Below are 16821 nucleotides of genomic sequence, written 5' to 3'. Positions count from 1 at the left end.
CGACCAAAACACTAATGAATTGTTATCATGAAAACCATTGCCTTTGGGCTATACATCACCGGAGCAACACCATGCTGCATGTCACCCTGCGTCAATTGCGCACCTTCGAGGCGGTGGCGCGGCTGCGCAGCTTTTCGCGCGCGGCCGACGAGCAGCACGTCACCCAGCCCACGGTGTCCAAGCAGATCCGGCTGCTGCAGGAGGCCGTGGGGCTGCCGCTGATCGAGCAGATCGGCAAGCGCCTCTATCTCACTCAGGCGGGCGAGGCGCTGTATGCCACCTGCGGCGGCTGGCTGGAGACCTGGGGCCGGTTCGAGCAGACCATCGCCGATCTCAAGGGCGTCAAGCAGGGGCGGCTGCGCATCGCCACGGTGACCACGACCAAATACTTCATGCCGCGGCTGCTCGGCCCGTTCTGCAACGCCTATCCCGGCATCGACATCGCGCTGGAAGTGGTGAACCGCGACCGCGTGCTCGAACGCCTGGCGCGCAACCAGGACGATCTGTATGTGATGGGCGTGCCGCCAGACGACCTGGACATCGTGCGCGAGCCCTTTCTGGAAAACACCCTGGTGGTGCTGGCCGCAGCAGACCATCCGCTGGCGCAGCGCCGCGGCATCACGCTGGACGAAGTGGCGCGCGAGCCGTTCATCCTGCGCGAGCGCGGATCGGGCACGCGGCTGACGGTCGAGCGGGTGTTTCGCGAGCGCGGGCTGAGCCTGAGCGTGCGCATGGAACTGGGCAGCAACGAGGCGATCAAGCAGGCGGTCGCCGGCGGGCTGGGGCTGGGCATCCTGTCGCTGAGCACGCTGCATGCCGACCCGCGGCTCGATGAGGTTGCGGTACTCGATGTGGAGAATTTCCCGATCCGCCGCCACTGGTATGTGGTGTGGCCGCGCGACAAGGAGCTGTCGGTGGTCGCGCGCACGTTTCTCGATTTTTTGCGCGGACACGTCGATCTGCTCGCGCACCGCGACCCCGCCGCGCCTGCGATTCAGGCCGGGTAGATCGCGCCGAGCACGCGCGGCCCGGCGGCGCCGGTGACCGCAGGCAGGTTGCCGGGCAGGCCGAGCAGCGTCTGCCGCGCCAGCCAGGCGAACGCCGCCGCCTCGACCTGCTCGGCCGGGATGCCGTGCACATCGCTGGTCTCGCACCGCACTCCGGCGAGTGCCGCCTGCAGCCGGCGCAGCACATCGGCGTTGCGCGCGCCGCCGCCGCACACCACGACCCGCGCCACCCGCGGCATCGCCCGCAGCAAGGCATCGGCGACGCTGCGCGCGGTCAGCGCCGACAGTGTGGCCTGCACGTCCTGCGGCGCGGGCGTGGTGGCGAGCGCGGCCAGGTGGCGTTCGAGCCAGGCGGGGTGGAAGTCGTCCCGCCCGGTGCTCTTGGGCGGCAGGCGCGTGAAATACGGATCGGCCAGCAGCGCGTGCAGCAGCGCGGCAACCACCGTGCCGCCCGCGGCCCAGGTGCCGTGGCGGTCGAACGGCTGACCGGTGTGCCGCTGCGCCCAGTGGTCGAGCAGCACATTGCCCGGGCCGGTGTCGAAACCGAGGGTGCGGCCATCGGCGAACAGCAGGCTGAGGTTGGCGAATCCGCCGAGGTTGAGCACCGCGACGTCCTCTCCCGCTGCGGCGAACACCGCGCGGTGGAACGCCGGCACCAGCGGCGCGCCCTGGCCGCCCGCGGCGAGGTCGCGGCTGCGAAAATCGGCCACGACCGCGATGCCGGTGCGCTCGGCCAGCAGCGCCGGAGCGTTGAGCTGCACGGTGTATCCGAGGTCGGGGCGGTGGCGCACGGTCTGGCCATGCGCGCCGATCGCGCGCACTGCAGACGCCTTCAGCCCTGTGGCCTGCAGCAAGTCCGCGACGACCGACGCGTAGAGATCTGCGAGTTGCTGCGAAGCGCAGACGCTGCGATGCAGTTCGTCAGGCCCGGCCGTGTTGAGTGCGAGAAACTCGGCGCGTAACGCGGCGGGGAAGGGCCGCGCCGCATGTGCGCGCACCTGGGGTGGTCCGCCGTCTGGCGGACTGTCGAGCAGCACCCCATCCACCCCGTCGAGCGATGTGCCCGACATCAGGCCGATGGTCAGCGTGGGTTCAGTCGGCACGCGCCAGCTGCACGGCGTCGCCACCACCCGCGGCCTGCGCCAGCTGGGTGCGCATGACTGCGGTGGCGGCAAAGAATGCGGCCTTCTCGCCGGGCGGCAGCGGCTTGCCTTGCGGCACATAGCTGGCCATGCGCTGGGGATCGACCAGACGGCCTGCCGAGTGGAACTCGAAATGCAGATGCGGCCCGGTGGAGGTGCCGCTGTTCCCGCTCTTGCCGATCAACTCCCCTTCGCTCACCGCTTGGCCTGGCTTGACGGCAATGCTGCTGAGGTGGGCATAGACCGTCTCGAATCCGCCGGGATGGCCGATCTTGACCACATTGCCGTAGCCACTCTGCACCCCGGCGAACTTCACCCGGCCGTCGGCCACGCTGGGCACCGGCGTGCCGATGTGTGCAGCGTAGTCGACGCCCTCGTGCATTTCGCGAATCCCCCGCACCGGATGCAGCCGCATGCCGAACGGCGAGGTGATCTTGGCGCCAGGCAGCGGCGAACTGGCCCAGGCTTTTTCCAAACCCTGCCCCGCCGGGGTGTAGTAGGCGCCCTTGGCATCGCCGCTGGCAGCGAACCAGACTGCCTGACGCGTGGTGCCATGGGTGCGAATCTCTGCGGCAAGCAGCCGCCCGGGACGCACTTCTCTGCCGTCCAGGGCGTGCATTTCGTACACCAGCGCAACCTGATCGCCCTTGCGCAGACTGCGGCGCAGGTCCATCTGCGGCGCGAACACCTTCACCAGCTGGGTGCCGATGGCAGCAGGCACACCGGACTGACCGAGCGCAGTACTCAGGGCGCCGCGCACCGGCACATTGGCCAAGCGCGTGCGCACTTCCATCTGGCGCTCGGTGGTGGAGACTTCCAGCGCGCCGTCCTGGCCCGCGCGCACCAGCAGCGCGCGCCACAGCGGTACGGTGCTGTCACCTGCCGGGAGCGGCAGGGTGGCGCTGAGTTGCAACAGCTCGCCCTGCGCGTTGACCAAGGCGCGCACCGGCTCTGGCGTGGCGCCAGCAGTCACCAGGGCACGCATGCGTGCATCTGCGCCCAGCTGCTTGACCGCCGCCGGATCGGTGACCCCCAGCCGCTTGAGCAATTGCTGCACCGTGTCCTGACGGCGCACCGTCGTGCTGTTGGCGTAGTGCAGATCGGCGCTGGCAATGGCCTCGGTCTGCGCCGCCACACCGGCGTCGTACACAGTGGCCACGGTGGCGCGCGGCGGCAGTTGCGGCTGCGCCTCGACCAGCGCCCAGGCCCCGGCACTGCTCAGCAGCAGCGCGCTGCCCACGCCTGCGGCAACGCGGCGCGGGTGGGCGCGCAGTGCGGCGATGAGTTCGGTGGAGAGTTGGGTGATGCGCAGGACGGCGTTCTTGCTGCGGGCAGAATCAACCATGCTGCGCCCCCTTGCCGGGCCGGGCGGCGGCCGTGGTGAGCGGGCTGTTGCCGTCGATCACGGCCAGCAGTTGCCGCGGCTCGGCCGTCTGCGCCAGGAACTCGGTGCGCAGCGCGGCTGGAACCGGCGTGCCCTTGGGCGCGTAGTGCGCAAGGGTCAGCGGGTTCACCGGCGTGCCATGGACGAAAAACTGAAAGTAAAGGTGCGGCCCGGTGGACCAGCCGGTATTGCCCGACAGCGCCACCACCTCACCCTGCTTGACCTGCTCGCCCACATGCACCTTGAACGCGCTCAGGTGCGAGTAGATGGTGGCAAAACCGCCGGGATGCTCGACCTTGACATACTTGCCGTAGCCCGTGCCCCAGCCGGCATACACCACGCGGCCATCGGCAATGGTCTTGACCGGCGTGCCGATGGGCACCGCCAGGTCGATGCCCTTGTGAAACTCGTGGAAGTGCATCACCGGGTTTTCACGCCAGCCCCAGCCGGAGGTGATGCGGTCGTAGGGCAGGGGGGAGAGCAGGAAGGCGCGGCTCAGGCTGTCGCCATTGGGTGCGTAGTAGCCGGAGACCTTGGCATCGCCCCTGGCGTCGAACCACACGGCCTTGTAGTCGTGCCCCTGATTGATGAATTGCGCCGAGACCAGCCGACCATCCGCCAGGGTCTGTCCCTGGGCCTGATAGACCCGGTAGACCACACTGAAGCGGTCGCCCGGGCGCAGGTTGCGGCGGAAATTGATCTGGGTGTCGAACACATTGATCAGTTGCGAGGCCACGTTGTGCGGCAGCCCAGCCTCATCTGCCGCAGCAAAAAAGCTGGACTGCACCACGCCGCTGGCTGCGCGCAGTGCGGGCTGCACAACACGCGAGAGCGTGTGCACACGCCAGCCTTGCGGCGTCGCATGGATCGTCAGCTCGCGCCACTCGCGGGCATCTCCAGTGCCACCAGCCACAGGCTCGAGGCCGGGCAGACGCCCTTGCAGGCTGCGCAGTTCACCCAGGTTGCTGACCTGGGCACTGACCACCCGGCCCGGATCGCCCGCGACCAAGGCGCGCAGGTCGGGCTGGGCGCTGAGCTGACGCAACTGCTGCGGGTCGGTCACCTGCAGGCGGCGCAGCAGCGATTCGACCGAATCGCTCGCCCGGACATGCGCCGTGGTGTAGACCACTTGATCGACATTGGAGAGCTGCTCGGCCTGTTGCGGCGCAGTGCTCGCCACCGCCACGCTGACCCAGGTGGGTGCGGGCGGGTGCGCCTGCGGCCCTTCGTAGGCCAGGGCGAAGGCAGCGGCGCTGGTCAACAGCAAACCACTTCCAACCCCCGCCAGAACACGCTTGTGATGCTGATGCAGCCAATTGGCCAGATCGCTGGCCAGCCCCTGCGCGCCCTGCGTTGCAGCGTGCTTGAATTCGACAAAAGACATCCCCACTCCTCACACTTCAGGCCGTGGCGCATGCGCCGATCCCGACAATGGAAAGTGGCGCCGAAGGCCATGCCTCCGACACCGTGATGGCACCACCGACAACGGGCGGCGAGACGCTGCAAGCATCTGCGAGCGCACCCTGGGCGCGGCTGGATGGTCTGCGCGTGGGGTCACACCCGCTTCACACCCAACAGTCACGCTGTGGCACCGAATACACTGCATCCTTTGCTGAAAGCGGATGCAGCACGGACATAAAGGCGCGAGTCTAACAGCCCGCCTGGCGCACTTTTCGATTTTCCCCATGATGGACTCCAACTCTCCCGCCGACCTCCCAGACGCCGTGCGCCAGGCACTGGCCATCACCAAACGCGGCTGCGCCGAATTGCTGGTGGAGGCCGACTGGATCGCCAAGCTGACCCGCAGCGCCCAGACCGGCCAGCCGCTGCGCATCAAACTCGGCCTCGACCCCACCGCGCCCGACATTCATATCGGTCACACGGTGGTGCTCAACAAGCTTCGACAGTTGCAAGATCTGGGCCACACCGTCATCTTTCTGATCGGCGACTTCACCTCGCGCATCGGTGACCCGTCCGGGCGCAACGCCACGCGGCCGCCGCTCACCCTCGAGCAGATCCAGACCAACGCCCAGACCTACTACGCCCAGGCCAGCCTGGTGCTCGACCCGCAAAAGACCGAGATTCGCTACAACTCCGAGTGGAGCGAGCCGCTGGGCGCCGACGGCATGATCCGCCTGGCCGCCAAATACACTCTGGCCCGGCTGCTCGAGCGCGACGATTTCACCAAGCGGTTCAAGGATGGCGTGCCCATCGCCATGCACGAGCTGCTCTACCCGCTGATGCAGGGCTACGACTCGGTGGCGCTCAAGAGTGACCTCGAACTCGGCGGCACCGATCAGAAGTTCAACCTGCTGGTCGGGCGCGAGCTGCAGCGCGAGTATGGCCAGGAGCCGCAGTGCATCCTCACCATGCCGCTGCTCGAAGGGCTGGACGGCGTGGAAAAGATGTCCAAGTCCAAGGGCAATTACATCGGCATCCAGGAACCGGCGGCCACCATGTTCGCCAAGCTGCTGTCCATCAGCGACACGCTGATGTGGCGCTACTACGAGCTGCTGTCATTCCGCCCGATGGAACAGATTGCCGCGCTCAAGGCCGAAGTCGAGGCCGGACGCAATCCGAAAGACGCCAAGGTGATGCTGGCGCGCGAGATCGTCACCCGCTTCCACTCGGCTGCGGCGGCCGACGCCGCGCAGGCCGATTTCGCGCTGCGCGCCAGCGGCGGCATTCCCGACGACATTCCCGAGATGCGCCTGACCCTGCCCGAAGGCGGTCTGGCCCTGCCGCAGGCGCTCAAGCAGGCCGGCCTGGTGCCGTCCACCGCCGAAGGCGTGCGCATGATCGAACAACGCGGCGTGCGCATCGACGGTACCGTGGCCGAAGACCGCACACGCAAGCTCGCCGCCGGAACCGTGGTGCTGCAGGTGGGCAAGCGCAAGTTCGCCCGGGTGACGCTGGGCTGAAACAGCGCGATGCACGCTGGCGTGCATCGCTGCGCGGCATGCGTCGGCGAGCCTTGTCGCCGAATCTGCAAAAGTTGTCAGGCTTTTTTCACCAGCCGGATCAGCCACAGCAGCACGATGGCGCCGATGGTTGCCACGATCAGGCTGGGCAGCAGGCCGCCGCCGGGAAACAGGCCGAGCAAGCGGAACAGGAAGCCGCCGATGAAGGCCCCGACTACCCCGACCACCATGTCGCCCAGCACGCCGAAGCCGCCGCCGCGCATGATCTTGCCCGCCAGCCACCCGGCGATCAGGCCGATGATCAGAAATCCGATGAGTCCCATGCCGCACTCCTTCGCCCGCAGGCGGTTGACGATGGGCGCAAGGTAACAGCGTTGCGGTGAAATCGTCACGCGCCGCGCAGCACTCGCCCCAGATAGGGGCCGGTGACGCTGTCGGGATGCGCGGCGATGGCCTCGGGCGTGCCTTCGGCGATCAGCAGGCCGCCGCCCGCGCCGCCCTTGGGGCCGAGTTCGACGATCCAGTCGGCGCTGGCGAGCACGTCGAGGTTGTGCTCGATCACGACGATGGTATTGCCGGCGTCGCGCAGTTTGAACAGCACGCCCAGCAGCAGCTCGATGTCGGCAAAGTGCAGGCCGGTGGTGGGCTCGTCGAGGATGTAGAGGGTGCGCCCGGTGTCGCGCTTGGAGAGTTCGAGCGCCAGCTTGACGCGCTGCGCCTCGCCACCCGACAGGGTGATGGCGGACTGCCCGAGGCGGATATAGCCCAGGCCCACGTCCATCAGGGTCTGCAGCTTGCGGGCGATGGCGGGCACGGCGCCGAACACATCGAGCGCCTGCTCCACAGTGAGGTCGAGCGCCTGCGCGATGCTCAGGCCACGGTAGGTGACTTCGAGGGTTTCGCGGTTGTAGCGCTGGCCGCCGCACACATCGCATGGCACATAGAGGTCCGGCATGAAGTGCATCTCCACCTTGACCGCGCCATCGCCCTGGCAGGCTTCGCAGCGCCCGCCCTTGACGTTGAACGAGAAGCGTCCGGCGTCGTAGCCGCGCTCGCGCGCAACGGCAGTTTGCGCATACAGCTCGCGGATCGGGGTGAACAGCCCGGTGTAGGTGGCGGGGTTGCTGCGCGGGGTGCGCCCGATGGGGGACTGATCGACCGCGATCACCTTGTCGAGCTGATCGAGGCCGTCGAGCGCGGCATACGGCGCGGCCTCCAGCCCGGCCCGGTTGAGTTCATGCGCGCAGGCGGCGTAAAGGGTGTCGTTGATGAGCGTGGACTTGCCCGAGCCCGACACCCCGGCGACGCAGGTGATGCGCCCGAGCGGAAACCGCGCCGTGACGTTGTGCAGGTTGTTGCCGCAGGCGCCGCTCAGGGTCAGCCATTGCTCGGGGGCGGCGTGCTGGCGCGGCTTGCCGCGAAACACACTGCGCTGGCCGCTGAGGTAGGCGCCGGTGAGCGAGTTGGGGTCGGCCATGACCTGCTGCGGCGTGCCCTGGGCGATGATGCGCCCGCCGTGCTCACCCGCGCCCGGCCCCATGTCCACCACATGATCGGCACACAGAATGGCGTCGGCGTCGTGCTCGACCACCAGCACGCTGTTGCCCAGGTCGCGCAGGCGCTTGAGGGTGGCGATCAGCCGGTCGTTGTCGCGCTGGTGCAGGCCGATCGACGGCTCGTCGAGCACATACATCACCCCGGTCAGCCCCGAGCCGATCTGGCTGGCCAGGCGGATGCGCTGCGCCTCGCCGCCCGACAGGGTGTCGGCGCTGCGGTCGAGGGTCAGATAGTCCAGACCGACGTCGATCAGAAAGCGCAGGCGGCTGCCGATTTCATGCACCAGCCGCGCAGCGACCTCGGCGCGCTGGCCGTCGAGCTGCAGCGCCGCGAACCAGTCGTGCAGCGCGCGCAGCGGTCGGCGCGCCAGCACCTGCAGCCGCTGCCCGCCGACGGTGACGTTGCGCGCCACCGCCCCAAGCCGCGCGCCGCCGCACTCCGGGCAGGTCTGCACGGTGCGCAGCCGCGCGAGCTCCTCGCGCACCGCGGGGCTGTCGGTCTCGGCCCAGCGGCGGTCCAGATTGGGCAGGATGCCCTCGAACGGGTGCTGCTTGACCGTGGGCTTGTTGCGGTCGTTCAGGTAGGTGAAGGCGATCGCCTCGGCGCCGCTGCCGTGCAACAGCACATGGCGCACGGTCTGCGGCAATTGCTCGTACGGCGTGTCCAGATCGAAGCCATAGTGCGCGCCCAGCGCCTGCAGCATCTGGAAGTAAAACGCGTTGCGCCGGTCCCAGCCGCGGATCGCGCCGCTGGCCAGGCTCAACTCGGGGTGCGCGACCACCCGCGCCGGGTCGAAGCGCTCGACCTGCCCCAGGCCGTCGCAGGTGGGGCAGGCGCCCGCCGGGTTGTTGAACGAAAACATTTTCGGCTCGAGCGGCGGCGCGGCAAAGCCGCAGATCGGGCAGGTCGGACGGCTGTGAAACGCCGTCACCTCGCCGCTGTCCGCGTCGAGCGCCAGCACCCGGCCTTCGGACAGCCGCAGCGCGGTTTCCAGGCTTTCGGCCAGACGCTGGCGCAGATCGGGGCCGGTCTTGATGCGATCGACCACCACCTCGACGCGCTGCGGCGGCGGCGCGTCCGCGCCCGGCAGGCTTTGCGCATCGACCACCTCGCCATCGAGCCGAAAGCGCACAAAGCCCTGCGCCCGCAGCGCCGCCAGCCGCACGGCGGCGGCGGCGCCTGTCTGCGCCGCTGGCAGCGGCGCGAGAATCAGCAGCCGCACCCCTGCTGGCCAGCCGGAGAGGGCATCGACCATTTGCGAGATGGTCTGCGCCTGCAGCGGCTGGTCGGGGTGATGCGGGCAATGCGGCGTACCGGCGCGGGCGTAGAGCAGCCGCAGATAGTCGTGGATTTCGGTGACCGTGCCGACGGTCGAGCGTGGGTTGTGGCTGGTGGCCTTCTGCTCGATCGCGATTGCCGGAGCCAGCCCCTCGATCAGGTCGACATCGGGCTTTTCCATCAGCTGCAGGAACTGCCGCGCGTACGCCGACAGGCTCTCCACGTAGCGCCGCTGCCCCTCGGCGTAGAGAGTGTCGAACGCCAGACTGGACTTGCCCGACCCCGACAGCCCGGTGATGACCACCAGCTTGTTGCGCGGCAGGTCCAGCGAGATGTTCTTCAGGTTGTGGGTGCGCGCCCCCCGCACGCGAATCAGCGCCTCGCCCTGGATGCTGGCCAGCGGTTCAAACGAGGAGGCGATGTCATTCATGGGGCAGAGGCGGGAAAAAGCGAACCCGTCACTATAAAGTGCCGGCGCGGTTTGAACAAAGTCGGGACATTCACGCCGCGCCGTTTGCGCGCAGCAGCGGTTTTGATGTAACGGCAGGTAAACACGGGCACTTCTGCACAGATCCCGTGACGAAATGGGGCGGCGTTTGGGCGAAAATGTCACCCAGACCCTGGCTTGCCCTGACGCGCAGCCTTGCGTATTGCGTTTTCGCTTTTTCTGCCGCCGTGGCGCGGCCCACCCGAGTTCCAGACGATGGCTTCCAAATCCTCCCGGCGATCTTCGCCCACCGACCCCCAAGACGCCATGACCCCGGCCGAGCGCCGCGCCAGCAGCACGCTGGCGTCGATCTACGGCCTGCGCATGCTCGGGCTGTTTTTCATCCTGCCGGTGTTCGCGGTCTATGCCCAGCACCTGCCGCATGGGCACGACAAATTTCTCGTCGGCCTGGCGCTGGGCATCTACGGCCTCACGCAGGCCATCATGCAGATTCCCTTCGGCCTGGCCAGCGACCACCTGGGACGCAAGCCGGTGATGGTGTTCGGGCTGGTGCTGTTTGCCATCGGCTCCTTCGTCGCCGGGGCGAGCGACAACCTCTACCTCATCATCATCGGCCGCGCCATTCAAGGCTCGGGGGCGATTTCTGCGGCCATTTCCGCGCTGATTGCCGACTCTACCCGCGAGCAGCACCGCACCAAGGCCATGGCGATGGTGGGCATGACCATCGGGCTCGCCTTCATCGTCTCGCTGGTGTTGGGGCCGCCGATCTATCACGCCATTTCGGTGCCGGGCATGTTCGACCTCACCGGCATTCTGGCGCTGCTGGCCATCGCGGTGGTGATCTGGGTGGTGCCCAACGCGCCGATGACCACGCACTCCGAGGAAATCGAAGGCCACTGGGCGCGCGCCGTGTTCACCCCGGCGCTTCTCAAGCTCGACTTCTCGATTTTCGTGGTCAACTTCCTGCAGGTCAGCATGTTCGTGGTCGTGCCGGTGGCGCTGGTGCAGTACGCCGGCATTCCGCTGCTGCACCACTGGATGGTGTATCTGCCGGTCACGCTGGTGTCCTTCGCCCTGGCCATTCCGGGCATCATCTGGGCGGAGAAATACGGCTACATGAAGCCGGTGTTCGTCGGCAGCGTGGCGCTGCTGGTGCTGACCATGCTGGGATTTGCCGCGGGCTACAAGCACCCGGTGGCGCTGATCGCCGCGCTGTTCTTTTTCTTCCTCGCGTTCAACGTGATGGAGGCACTGCTGCCCTCGCTGGTGTCGCGCACCGCGCCGCCCAATCGCAAGGGATTGGCGCTGGGCATCTACAACACCGGGCAGTCGCTCGGCCTGTTTGCGGGCGGCGCCGTGGGCGGCCTGCTGGCGCAATATGCCTCCAAGGAAGGCGTGTTCCTGGTGGCTGCGGCGGTCGCGGCGCTTTGGCTGCTCGTGGCGGTCACCATCCAGCCGCCCCGGCGGCACAAACCCCTTGAAACCGACGCTGCGCCAGCGCAGGCGCAGAACGCCTGACTGATTGCCCGCTGGGCGGCGCAGACGCGGCTGGCGCTATGCTTGCCGCCTTCCGCCCGCACGCTGCGGGACACGCAATTCAGGACACACCATGGCCTCCGTCAACAAAGTCATCCTCGTCGGCAATCTCGGCAAAGACCCCGAGGTGCGCTACGCCCCCAGCGGCGCTGCCATCTGCAACATCACCCTCGCCACCTCGCGCAACTGGAAAGACAAGGCCAGCGGCGAAAAGCGCGAGGAAACCGAATGGCACCGCGTGGTGTTCTATGACAAGCTGGCGGAAATTGCGGGCGAGTACCTGAAAAAAGGCCGCCCGGTCTACGTGGAAGGCCGCCTGAAAACCCGCAAGTGGACCGACAAGGACGGCGCGGACAAATACACCACCGAAATCATCGCCGAAGAAATGCAGTTGCTTGGCGGCCGCGAAGGCGGCAGCGCTGGCGGTGATGAAGGCTACAGCCGCCCGCGCGAAGCCGCGCCGAGCCGCACCGCCCCCAGCCGCGCCCCTGCCGCCGCAGCGAGCAAACCGGCGAGCGATTTCAGCGACATGGACGACGATATTCCGTTCTAGGAAACACCCCCAGGGTCGGCTCGCCGACTCGCCCTCCGAGGAAGGACAAGGAAACTTGAACGGCCCGGCGCCTGCGCAGCCGGGCCCGGCGGTGTTTCAAACGGGCTTGCGCGCCACGCCGTCGATCAATGCGGAGCGGCCAACATGGCCGCGGCCTTCGTGAAGCTCCGCTTCGCGTTGCTCCAGCAGCAGCCAATCGGCCTGGGGCAGCAGGTCGCGCAGCAATTGCAAGGTGTAGAGATGGTCGGGCCGGCCGGGGCCGCCGGTGCCGTAGGCCATCTGCTCCAGCGCATAGCCTTCCACCAGCAACAGACCGCCGGGCTTGAGGGTGCGCCACAGGCCGGAAAACAGCCGCGCGCGCAGGTCCGGGTCGGCAAACTGCACGAAGATGGCGACAGCCGCGTCGAACTGGTCGGGTTTCCAGTCCCACTCGTCCACCGCTGCCACATGGAAGTCCACGGCGACGCCGCGTTCCTGTGCCCACACGCGTGCCTTGTCCACCGCGACCGGCGAGAGGTCGAACGCGGTGACATGGTGGCCTTGCTCGGCCAGCCAGATGCTGTTGCGGCCTTCGCCGTCCGCCGCGCTGAGGACGCTGCTGCCCGGAGCGAGCCGGGCGGATTCACGCACCAGAAAGGCGTTGGGCTCGGCACCGTAATGCAGGCCGGGCTGGGCGAAGCGGGCATTCCAGGTGTCGCGAGGGTTGGCAAAGCCGCCTGCAGGCGGTGTGGCGGGGGTGTGCGGTGGTGTCATGACGGGCAATGCGGTAAAAAAGCCGTCATTCTGCGGGCTTATTTGAGTTTCTGCCCGGTGCCGTCGAACACCGACACCGTGACCGGGATGCCCTGGCGCACGCTCTCGCCCACGGTGCAGAACTGCTCGAACTGCATCAGCACGCGGTCAAGGCGTTCCATGCCCTGCGCGGCGGCGCCCATGCGGATGTCCACGGTGATCGACAGCACGCGCAGACGGCCTGCGGCGTTGCGGCCGATGTCGCCGGTGGCCGTGGTGGTCAGCCCCTTGGGGTCGAGCTTGAACTTGGTCAGCGCGAAATACAGGCTCGAACTCATGCAGTTGCCCACGGCGGCAAGCAGCAGGTGCGAGGGCGACGGCCCCGCGCCCTCGCCCAGCGGCGGCGGTTCGTCGGACAGGAGGGCGGGCCGGCCCTCGGCGTAGTGGATGTCGAACTGATAGTCCTTGACCTGCCTGAGGGTGACGCTGGGGGGCTGTTTGTCGTCCATGAACGCTCCTGAGTGACGGCGCGCCGTAAGCGCAGCAAGACGGCCATTGTCCGCCGCAATCCTTGCGGGCCGTCCGTTTCAGGTGAACTTTAATGCCTGCGCAATCACTGGGGATGTGGCGGCGCCCCCTAAGATGACAGGTCTGACCGCACCACCGCGCGGCCTCCTGCAATTCACGGCATTCCCATCTTGGCAACTCCCGAAGAACTCTGGCTCAAGTCGCGCAAAAGGGACATCCGCCCCGCGCTGAACCGCGCCGTGGGGCTGGGGTTGTTTGCCGGCTGGCTGATCATCGTGCAGGCCTGGCTGCTGGCGCGGGTGGTGTCGGAGGTCATCATCGAACACCGGCATCTGGCCGATGTGTGGGCCTATCTCGCGGCGATGCTGCCGATTTTCGCGCTGCGCTTTGTGCTCATGCGCGCCTCGGAAAACGTCGCCTTCGAGGCCGCTGCGCAGGTGCGGCGCGACCTGCGCGGACGGCTCTACGACCATCTCCAGGCGCTCGGGCCGCTGTGGCTCAACCGGCAGTCCAGCGGTGATCTGGCCAACTCCATCGTGGTCGGCATCGATGCGCTCGAAGCGTATTACGCGCGCTACCTGCCCAGCATGGCGCTGACCGCGCTGGTGCCGCTGTCCATCCTGGTGTTCGTGCTGCCGCAGGACTGGGTTTCCGGGCTGGTGCTGCTGGTCACGGCGCCGCTGATCCCGATTTTCATGATCCTGGTGGGCAAGGGCACCGAGACCATGAACCAGCAGCAATGGCAATTGCTCGCCCGCATGAGCGCGCGGTTTCTCGACAGTCTGCAGGGCCTGACCACGCTCAAGCTGTTTGGCGTGAGCCGCCACGAGGCCGAGGTCGTGGCCGTGCTGACCGAGGACTACCGCATCGGCACGATGAAGGTGCTGCGCGTGGCTTTCCTGTCGTCGGTGGTGCTCGAGTTCCTCTCGACCCTCAGCATTGCCATGGTGGCGGTGTTCATTGGCTTTCGGCTGTTTTACGGCGAGATGCAGTTTTTCAACGGCTTTTTCGTGCTGTTGCTCGCGCCCGAGTTCTACCTGCCGCTGCGCAATATGGGCACCTTCTATCACGCCCGCATGGAAGCCATCGGCGCGGCGCAGGGTTTGCTCAAGCTGCTCGACACCCCCATTGCGCCGCATGCCCAGCCCAGCCGCGGCACGCTGAAACTTGCGGCGGCACAGGACGTGCGCATCCGCTTCGAGGCGGTGACGGTCCGCTATGCCGATGACCTGGCACCCGCGCTCGACGACCTGAGCTTTTCCGCCCCGGCGCGCGGCCTCACTGCCCTGGTGGGGGCCAGCGGCGCGGGCAAGAGCACGGCGCTGCATGCCCTCATGGCGCTGGTGCAGCCCGCGCAGGGACGCATTCTGATCAACGACACACCGCTGTCGGACCTCGATCCCGACGACTGGCTGCGGCATGTGGCCTGGGTGCCGCAGCGCCCGCATGTGTTCGAGGGGACGGTGCGCGACAACATCGCCCTCGGACAGGCGCCCGCCAGCCACGCCGCCGTGGAGCGTGCGGCCCGCGCGGCGCAGGCGCATGACTTCATCGCCGCCCTGCCGCAGGGCTATGACACCCCGCTGGGCGAACGCGGCATGGGCCTGTCCGGCGGGCAGGTGCAGCGCCTGGCGCTGGCGCGCGCCCTGCTCAAGCCCGCCCCGCTGGTGCTGCTGGACGAGGCCACGGCGCAGCTCGACGCCCATACCCAGGCGCAGGTCGGCGAAGTCATCCTGGAACTGGCGCGCCAGCGCTGTGTGATCCTTGCCGCGCACCGCCTGAGCACCGTGCTGCGCGCCGATCATGTGGTGGTGCTCGACGCCGGGCGCGTGCTGGAACAGGGCACGCCGCAGGCCCTGCTTGCCGCAGGCGGCGCGTTCGCCGCACTGGTCCAGGCACACGCGGCGGCTTCCCAACCGCTGCAGGAGGCCCAGCCATGAAGTGGAACCCCTTGCCCGCAGATTTCAACGCCGCCCAGGCCAAGGCCGATCTGTGGCGTCTCATCGGCCTGTTCCGGCCCTACCGCAAGTGGATGTTGTGGGGCGCGCTGGCCGCTCTGGTCACGGTGCTGGCGAACGTGGCGCTGATGGCGACTTCGGGCTGGTTCATCGCGCAGATGGCGCTGGTCGGTCTCGTCGGTGCCGCGATGGACTACTTCACCCCGGCGGCATTCATTCGCGGCATGGCCATCACCCGCACCGCCGGGCGCTACATCGAGCGCCTGATCACCCACGAAGCCACGTTCCGGCTGCTGCAGGAACTGCGCGTGTGGTTCTACCAGCGTCTGGAGCCGCTGGCCCCGGCACGGCTGCAGGAGCTGCGCGGGGCCGACCTGAGCAGCCGCATTCTCAGCGACATCGACGCGCTCAACCATCTCTATCTGCGGGTGCTGGTGCCCGTGGGCGTGGCGCTGGTGGGCGGCCTCATCATTCTGGCGATGATGGCGCTGTTCAGCGGTCGGGTGGCGGCGTCCACCCTGCTGTTCCTCCTGCTGGCTGGCGTGGCCGTGCCCCTGCTGACCTTCCGGCTCGGCCATGCGCCAGGCCGCGCCCTGGTGGATCTGCGCGCGCAGTTGCGCAGCGCCGCGGTGGACGGCCTGCAGGGCCTGGGCGAGCTGCGCATCTACGGTGGCACGCAGCAGCAGGCGCAGCGCATCGGCGCGCTGACCGACTCCATGATCGCGCAGCAGCGCCAGCTCAGCCGCGCCACCGGGCTGTCGCAGGGGTTGCTCGGCCTGTGCGCCAATCTGGCGATGTGGAGCGCGCTGCTGCTGGCCGTTCCGCTGGTGGGCAGCGCCGACATCACCCCGGCCCAGTTGCCCATGCTGGCGCTGTTCGTGCTCGCCAGCTTCGAGGCGGTGCTGCCGCTGCCGCTGGCGCTGCAGATGCTGGGCGAGACCCTGGCCGCGGCGCGGCGCGTGTTCAGCATCATCGACACCAAGCCGCAGGTTGACGAACCTGCCGACCTGCCTGTCCCGCAATGGACGCAGGCCGATGTGCAGATCGACGGGCTGCGCCTGCGCTATCCCGGCCCGCAGGGCGCCGCGCCCGTCTGGGCGCTCGACGGCCTGCGTCTGCATCTGCGCGCGGGTGAGCGTGTCGCGCTGGTTGGCCCCAGCGGCGCGGGCAAGAGCACCCTGGTGCAGGCGCTGCTGCGGTTCTGGGACTATCAGGAGGGCAGCGTGCGCATCGGCGGCCACGATCTGCGTGCCTGGCCGGGGCAGGCGCTGCGTGCGCACATCGCCGTGGTGTCACAGGACACCTACCTGTTCAACACCACCCTGCGCGACAACCTCATGCTGGCCCGGCCCGAGGCCACGCAGGAGGACGTGATTGCCGCGTGCAAGGCCGCGCAACTGCACGACTTCATCACCACCCTGCCCGACGGCTACGACACCTGGGTGGGCGAAGCCGGCATGCGTCTATCGGGCGGACAGGCGCGGCGGGTGGCGATCGCCCGCGCCCTGTTGCGCAACGCCCCGCTGCTCATCCTGGACGAACCGACCGAGGGGCTGGACACGCTGACCGAGCGTGATCTGCTGCGCGACATTGCCCACTTGATGCAGGGCCGCACCGTGCTGCTCATCAGCCACCGCATCGCCGCGCTGCCCGCTGCGGTGGACCGGGTGCTGGTGATGGAAGCGGGCCGCGTGGTGGAAACCGGCACCCCGGCCGAACTGCTGGCGCGGCAGGACGGCGCCTTCCGCGCGCTGCACGACGCGCTGTAGCGCGCCGA

The 16821-nt window shown here is 68.1% G+C and carries 13 protein-coding genes; 6 read left to right on the top strand and 7 right to left on the bottom strand.

Annotated features, from left to right (window positions below; genetic code table 11):
- Window positions 1–71 precede the first annotated feature (71 nt).
- Window positions 72–1007 (top strand): LysR substrate-binding domain-containing protein, encoded by a 936-nt coding sequence (locus tag AC1ZQA_RS00435; protein WP_482677888.1) that lies wholly within the window; start codon window positions 72–74, stop codon window positions 1005–1007.
- Here the strand turns inward: AC1ZQA_RS00435 and AC1ZQA_RS00430 are convergent.
- Genes AC1ZQA_RS00430 through AC1ZQA_RS00420 form a run of 3 tightly spaced genes read right to left on the bottom strand, consistent with a single transcriptional unit; the run spans window position 995 to window position 4917 of the window.
- Window positions 995–2077 carry an anhydro-N-acetylmuramic acid kinase gene (locus AC1ZQA_RS00430; protein WP_482679359.1) on the bottom strand — a complete coding sequence of 361 codons (1083 nt, stop codon included), beginning with the start codon at window positions 2075–2077 and terminating at the stop codon, window positions 995–997. The two genes, AC1ZQA_RS00435 and AC1ZQA_RS00430, sit on opposite strands and share 13 nt — an antisense overlap.
- Window positions 2078–2099: 22 nt before the next feature.
- Entirely contained in the window at window positions 2100–3494 is a 1395-nt protein-coding gene (locus AC1ZQA_RS00425) for a peptidoglycan DD-metalloendopeptidase family protein (protein WP_482677887.1), read from the bottom strand.
- The gene (locus AC1ZQA_RS00420; protein ID WP_482677886.1) at window positions 3487–4917 is read right to left on the bottom strand and encodes a peptidoglycan DD-metalloendopeptidase family protein; all 1431 of its coding nucleotides are present in this window, start codon (window positions 4915–4917) and stop codon (window positions 3487–3489) included. Before AC1ZQA_RS00420 ends, AC1ZQA_RS00425 begins: the two co-directional genes overlap by 8 nt.
- 301 nt (window positions 4918–5218) lie before the next feature.
- Between AC1ZQA_RS00420 and tyrS the strand changes: the two genes are divergently transcribed.
- Window positions 5219–6454, top strand: coding sequence for a tyrosine--tRNA ligase (gene tyrS, locus AC1ZQA_RS00415; protein WP_482677885.1), 1236 nt, complete (start codon window positions 5219–5221; stop codon window positions 6452–6454).
- A 77-nt stretch (window positions 6455–6531) separates the two neighbouring features.
- Here the strand turns inward: tyrS and AC1ZQA_RS00410 are convergent, their stop codons facing one another.
- Together AC1ZQA_RS00410 and uvrA are read right to left on the bottom strand one after the other, a co-directional pair.
- Window positions 6532–6777 carry a GlsB/YeaQ/YmgE family stress response membrane protein gene (locus AC1ZQA_RS00410; protein WP_482677884.1) on the bottom strand — a complete coding sequence of 82 codons (246 nt, stop codon included), beginning with the start codon at window positions 6775–6777 and terminating at the stop codon, window positions 6532–6534.
- A gap of 65 nt (window positions 6778–6842) precedes the next feature.
- On the bottom strand, window positions 6843–9719 hold the full coding sequence (gene uvrA, locus AC1ZQA_RS00405) for an excinuclease ABC subunit UvrA (protein WP_482677883.1): 2877 nt from the start codon (window positions 9717–9719) through the stop codon (window positions 6843–6845).
- A 273-nt stretch (window positions 9720–9992) separates the two neighbouring features.
- Here uvrA and AC1ZQA_RS00400 point away from each other — a divergent pair, with 273 nt between their 5' ends.
- Together AC1ZQA_RS00400 and ssb are read left to right on the top strand one after the other, a co-directional pair.
- A complete protein-coding gene (locus AC1ZQA_RS00400) occupies window positions 9993–11255 on the top strand; it encodes an MFS transporter (protein WP_482677882.1) in 1263 nt (420 codons plus the stop codon).
- Window positions 11256–11346: 91 nt separating this feature from the next.
- The gene (ssb, locus tag AC1ZQA_RS00395) at window positions 11347–11826 is read left to right on the top strand and encodes a single-stranded DNA-binding protein (RefSeq protein ID WP_482677881.1); all 480 of its coding nucleotides are present in this window, start codon (window positions 11347–11349) and stop codon (window positions 11824–11826) included.
- 96 nt (window positions 11827–11922) lie between these two features.
- Here ssb and AC1ZQA_RS00390 read toward each other — a convergent pair whose 3' ends face one another.
- Both AC1ZQA_RS00390 and AC1ZQA_RS00385 read right to left on the bottom strand, forming a co-directional pair.
- Window positions 11923–12579 (bottom strand): class I SAM-dependent methyltransferase, encoded by a 657-nt coding sequence (locus AC1ZQA_RS00390; protein ID WP_482677880.1) that lies wholly within the window; start codon window positions 12577–12579, stop codon window positions 11923–11925.
- Between the two features lie 38 nt (window positions 12580–12617).
- Window positions 12618–13067 carry an OsmC family protein gene (locus AC1ZQA_RS00385; protein ID WP_482677879.1) on the bottom strand — a complete coding sequence of 150 codons (450 nt, stop codon included), beginning with the start codon at window positions 13065–13067 and terminating at the stop codon, window positions 12618–12620.
- Window positions 13068–13256: 189 nt separating this feature from the next.
- Here AC1ZQA_RS00385 and cydD point away from each other — a divergent pair, with 189 nt between their 5' ends.
- Together cydD and cydC are read left to right on the top strand one after the other, a co-directional pair.
- Window positions 13257–15026, top strand: coding sequence for a thiol reductant ABC exporter subunit CydD (gene cydD, locus AC1ZQA_RS00380; RefSeq protein WP_482677878.1), 1770 nt, complete (start codon window positions 13257–13259; stop codon window positions 15024–15026).
- The gene (cydC, locus tag AC1ZQA_RS00375; RefSeq protein WP_482677877.1) at window positions 15023–16813 is read left to right on the top strand and encodes a thiol reductant ABC exporter subunit CydC; all 1791 of its coding nucleotides are present in this window, start codon (window positions 15023–15025) and stop codon (window positions 16811–16813) included. The genes cydD and cydC overlap by 4 nt, the downstream gene beginning before the upstream one ends.
- The last annotated feature ends 8 nt before the right edge of the window (window positions 16814–16821 follow it).

It is taken from the genome of Thiomonas sp. DCM-2 (genome assembly GCF_056820905.1).
Note: the sequence above shows the minus strand (reverse complement) of the source record. Positions and strands in the feature narration are given on the sequence as shown.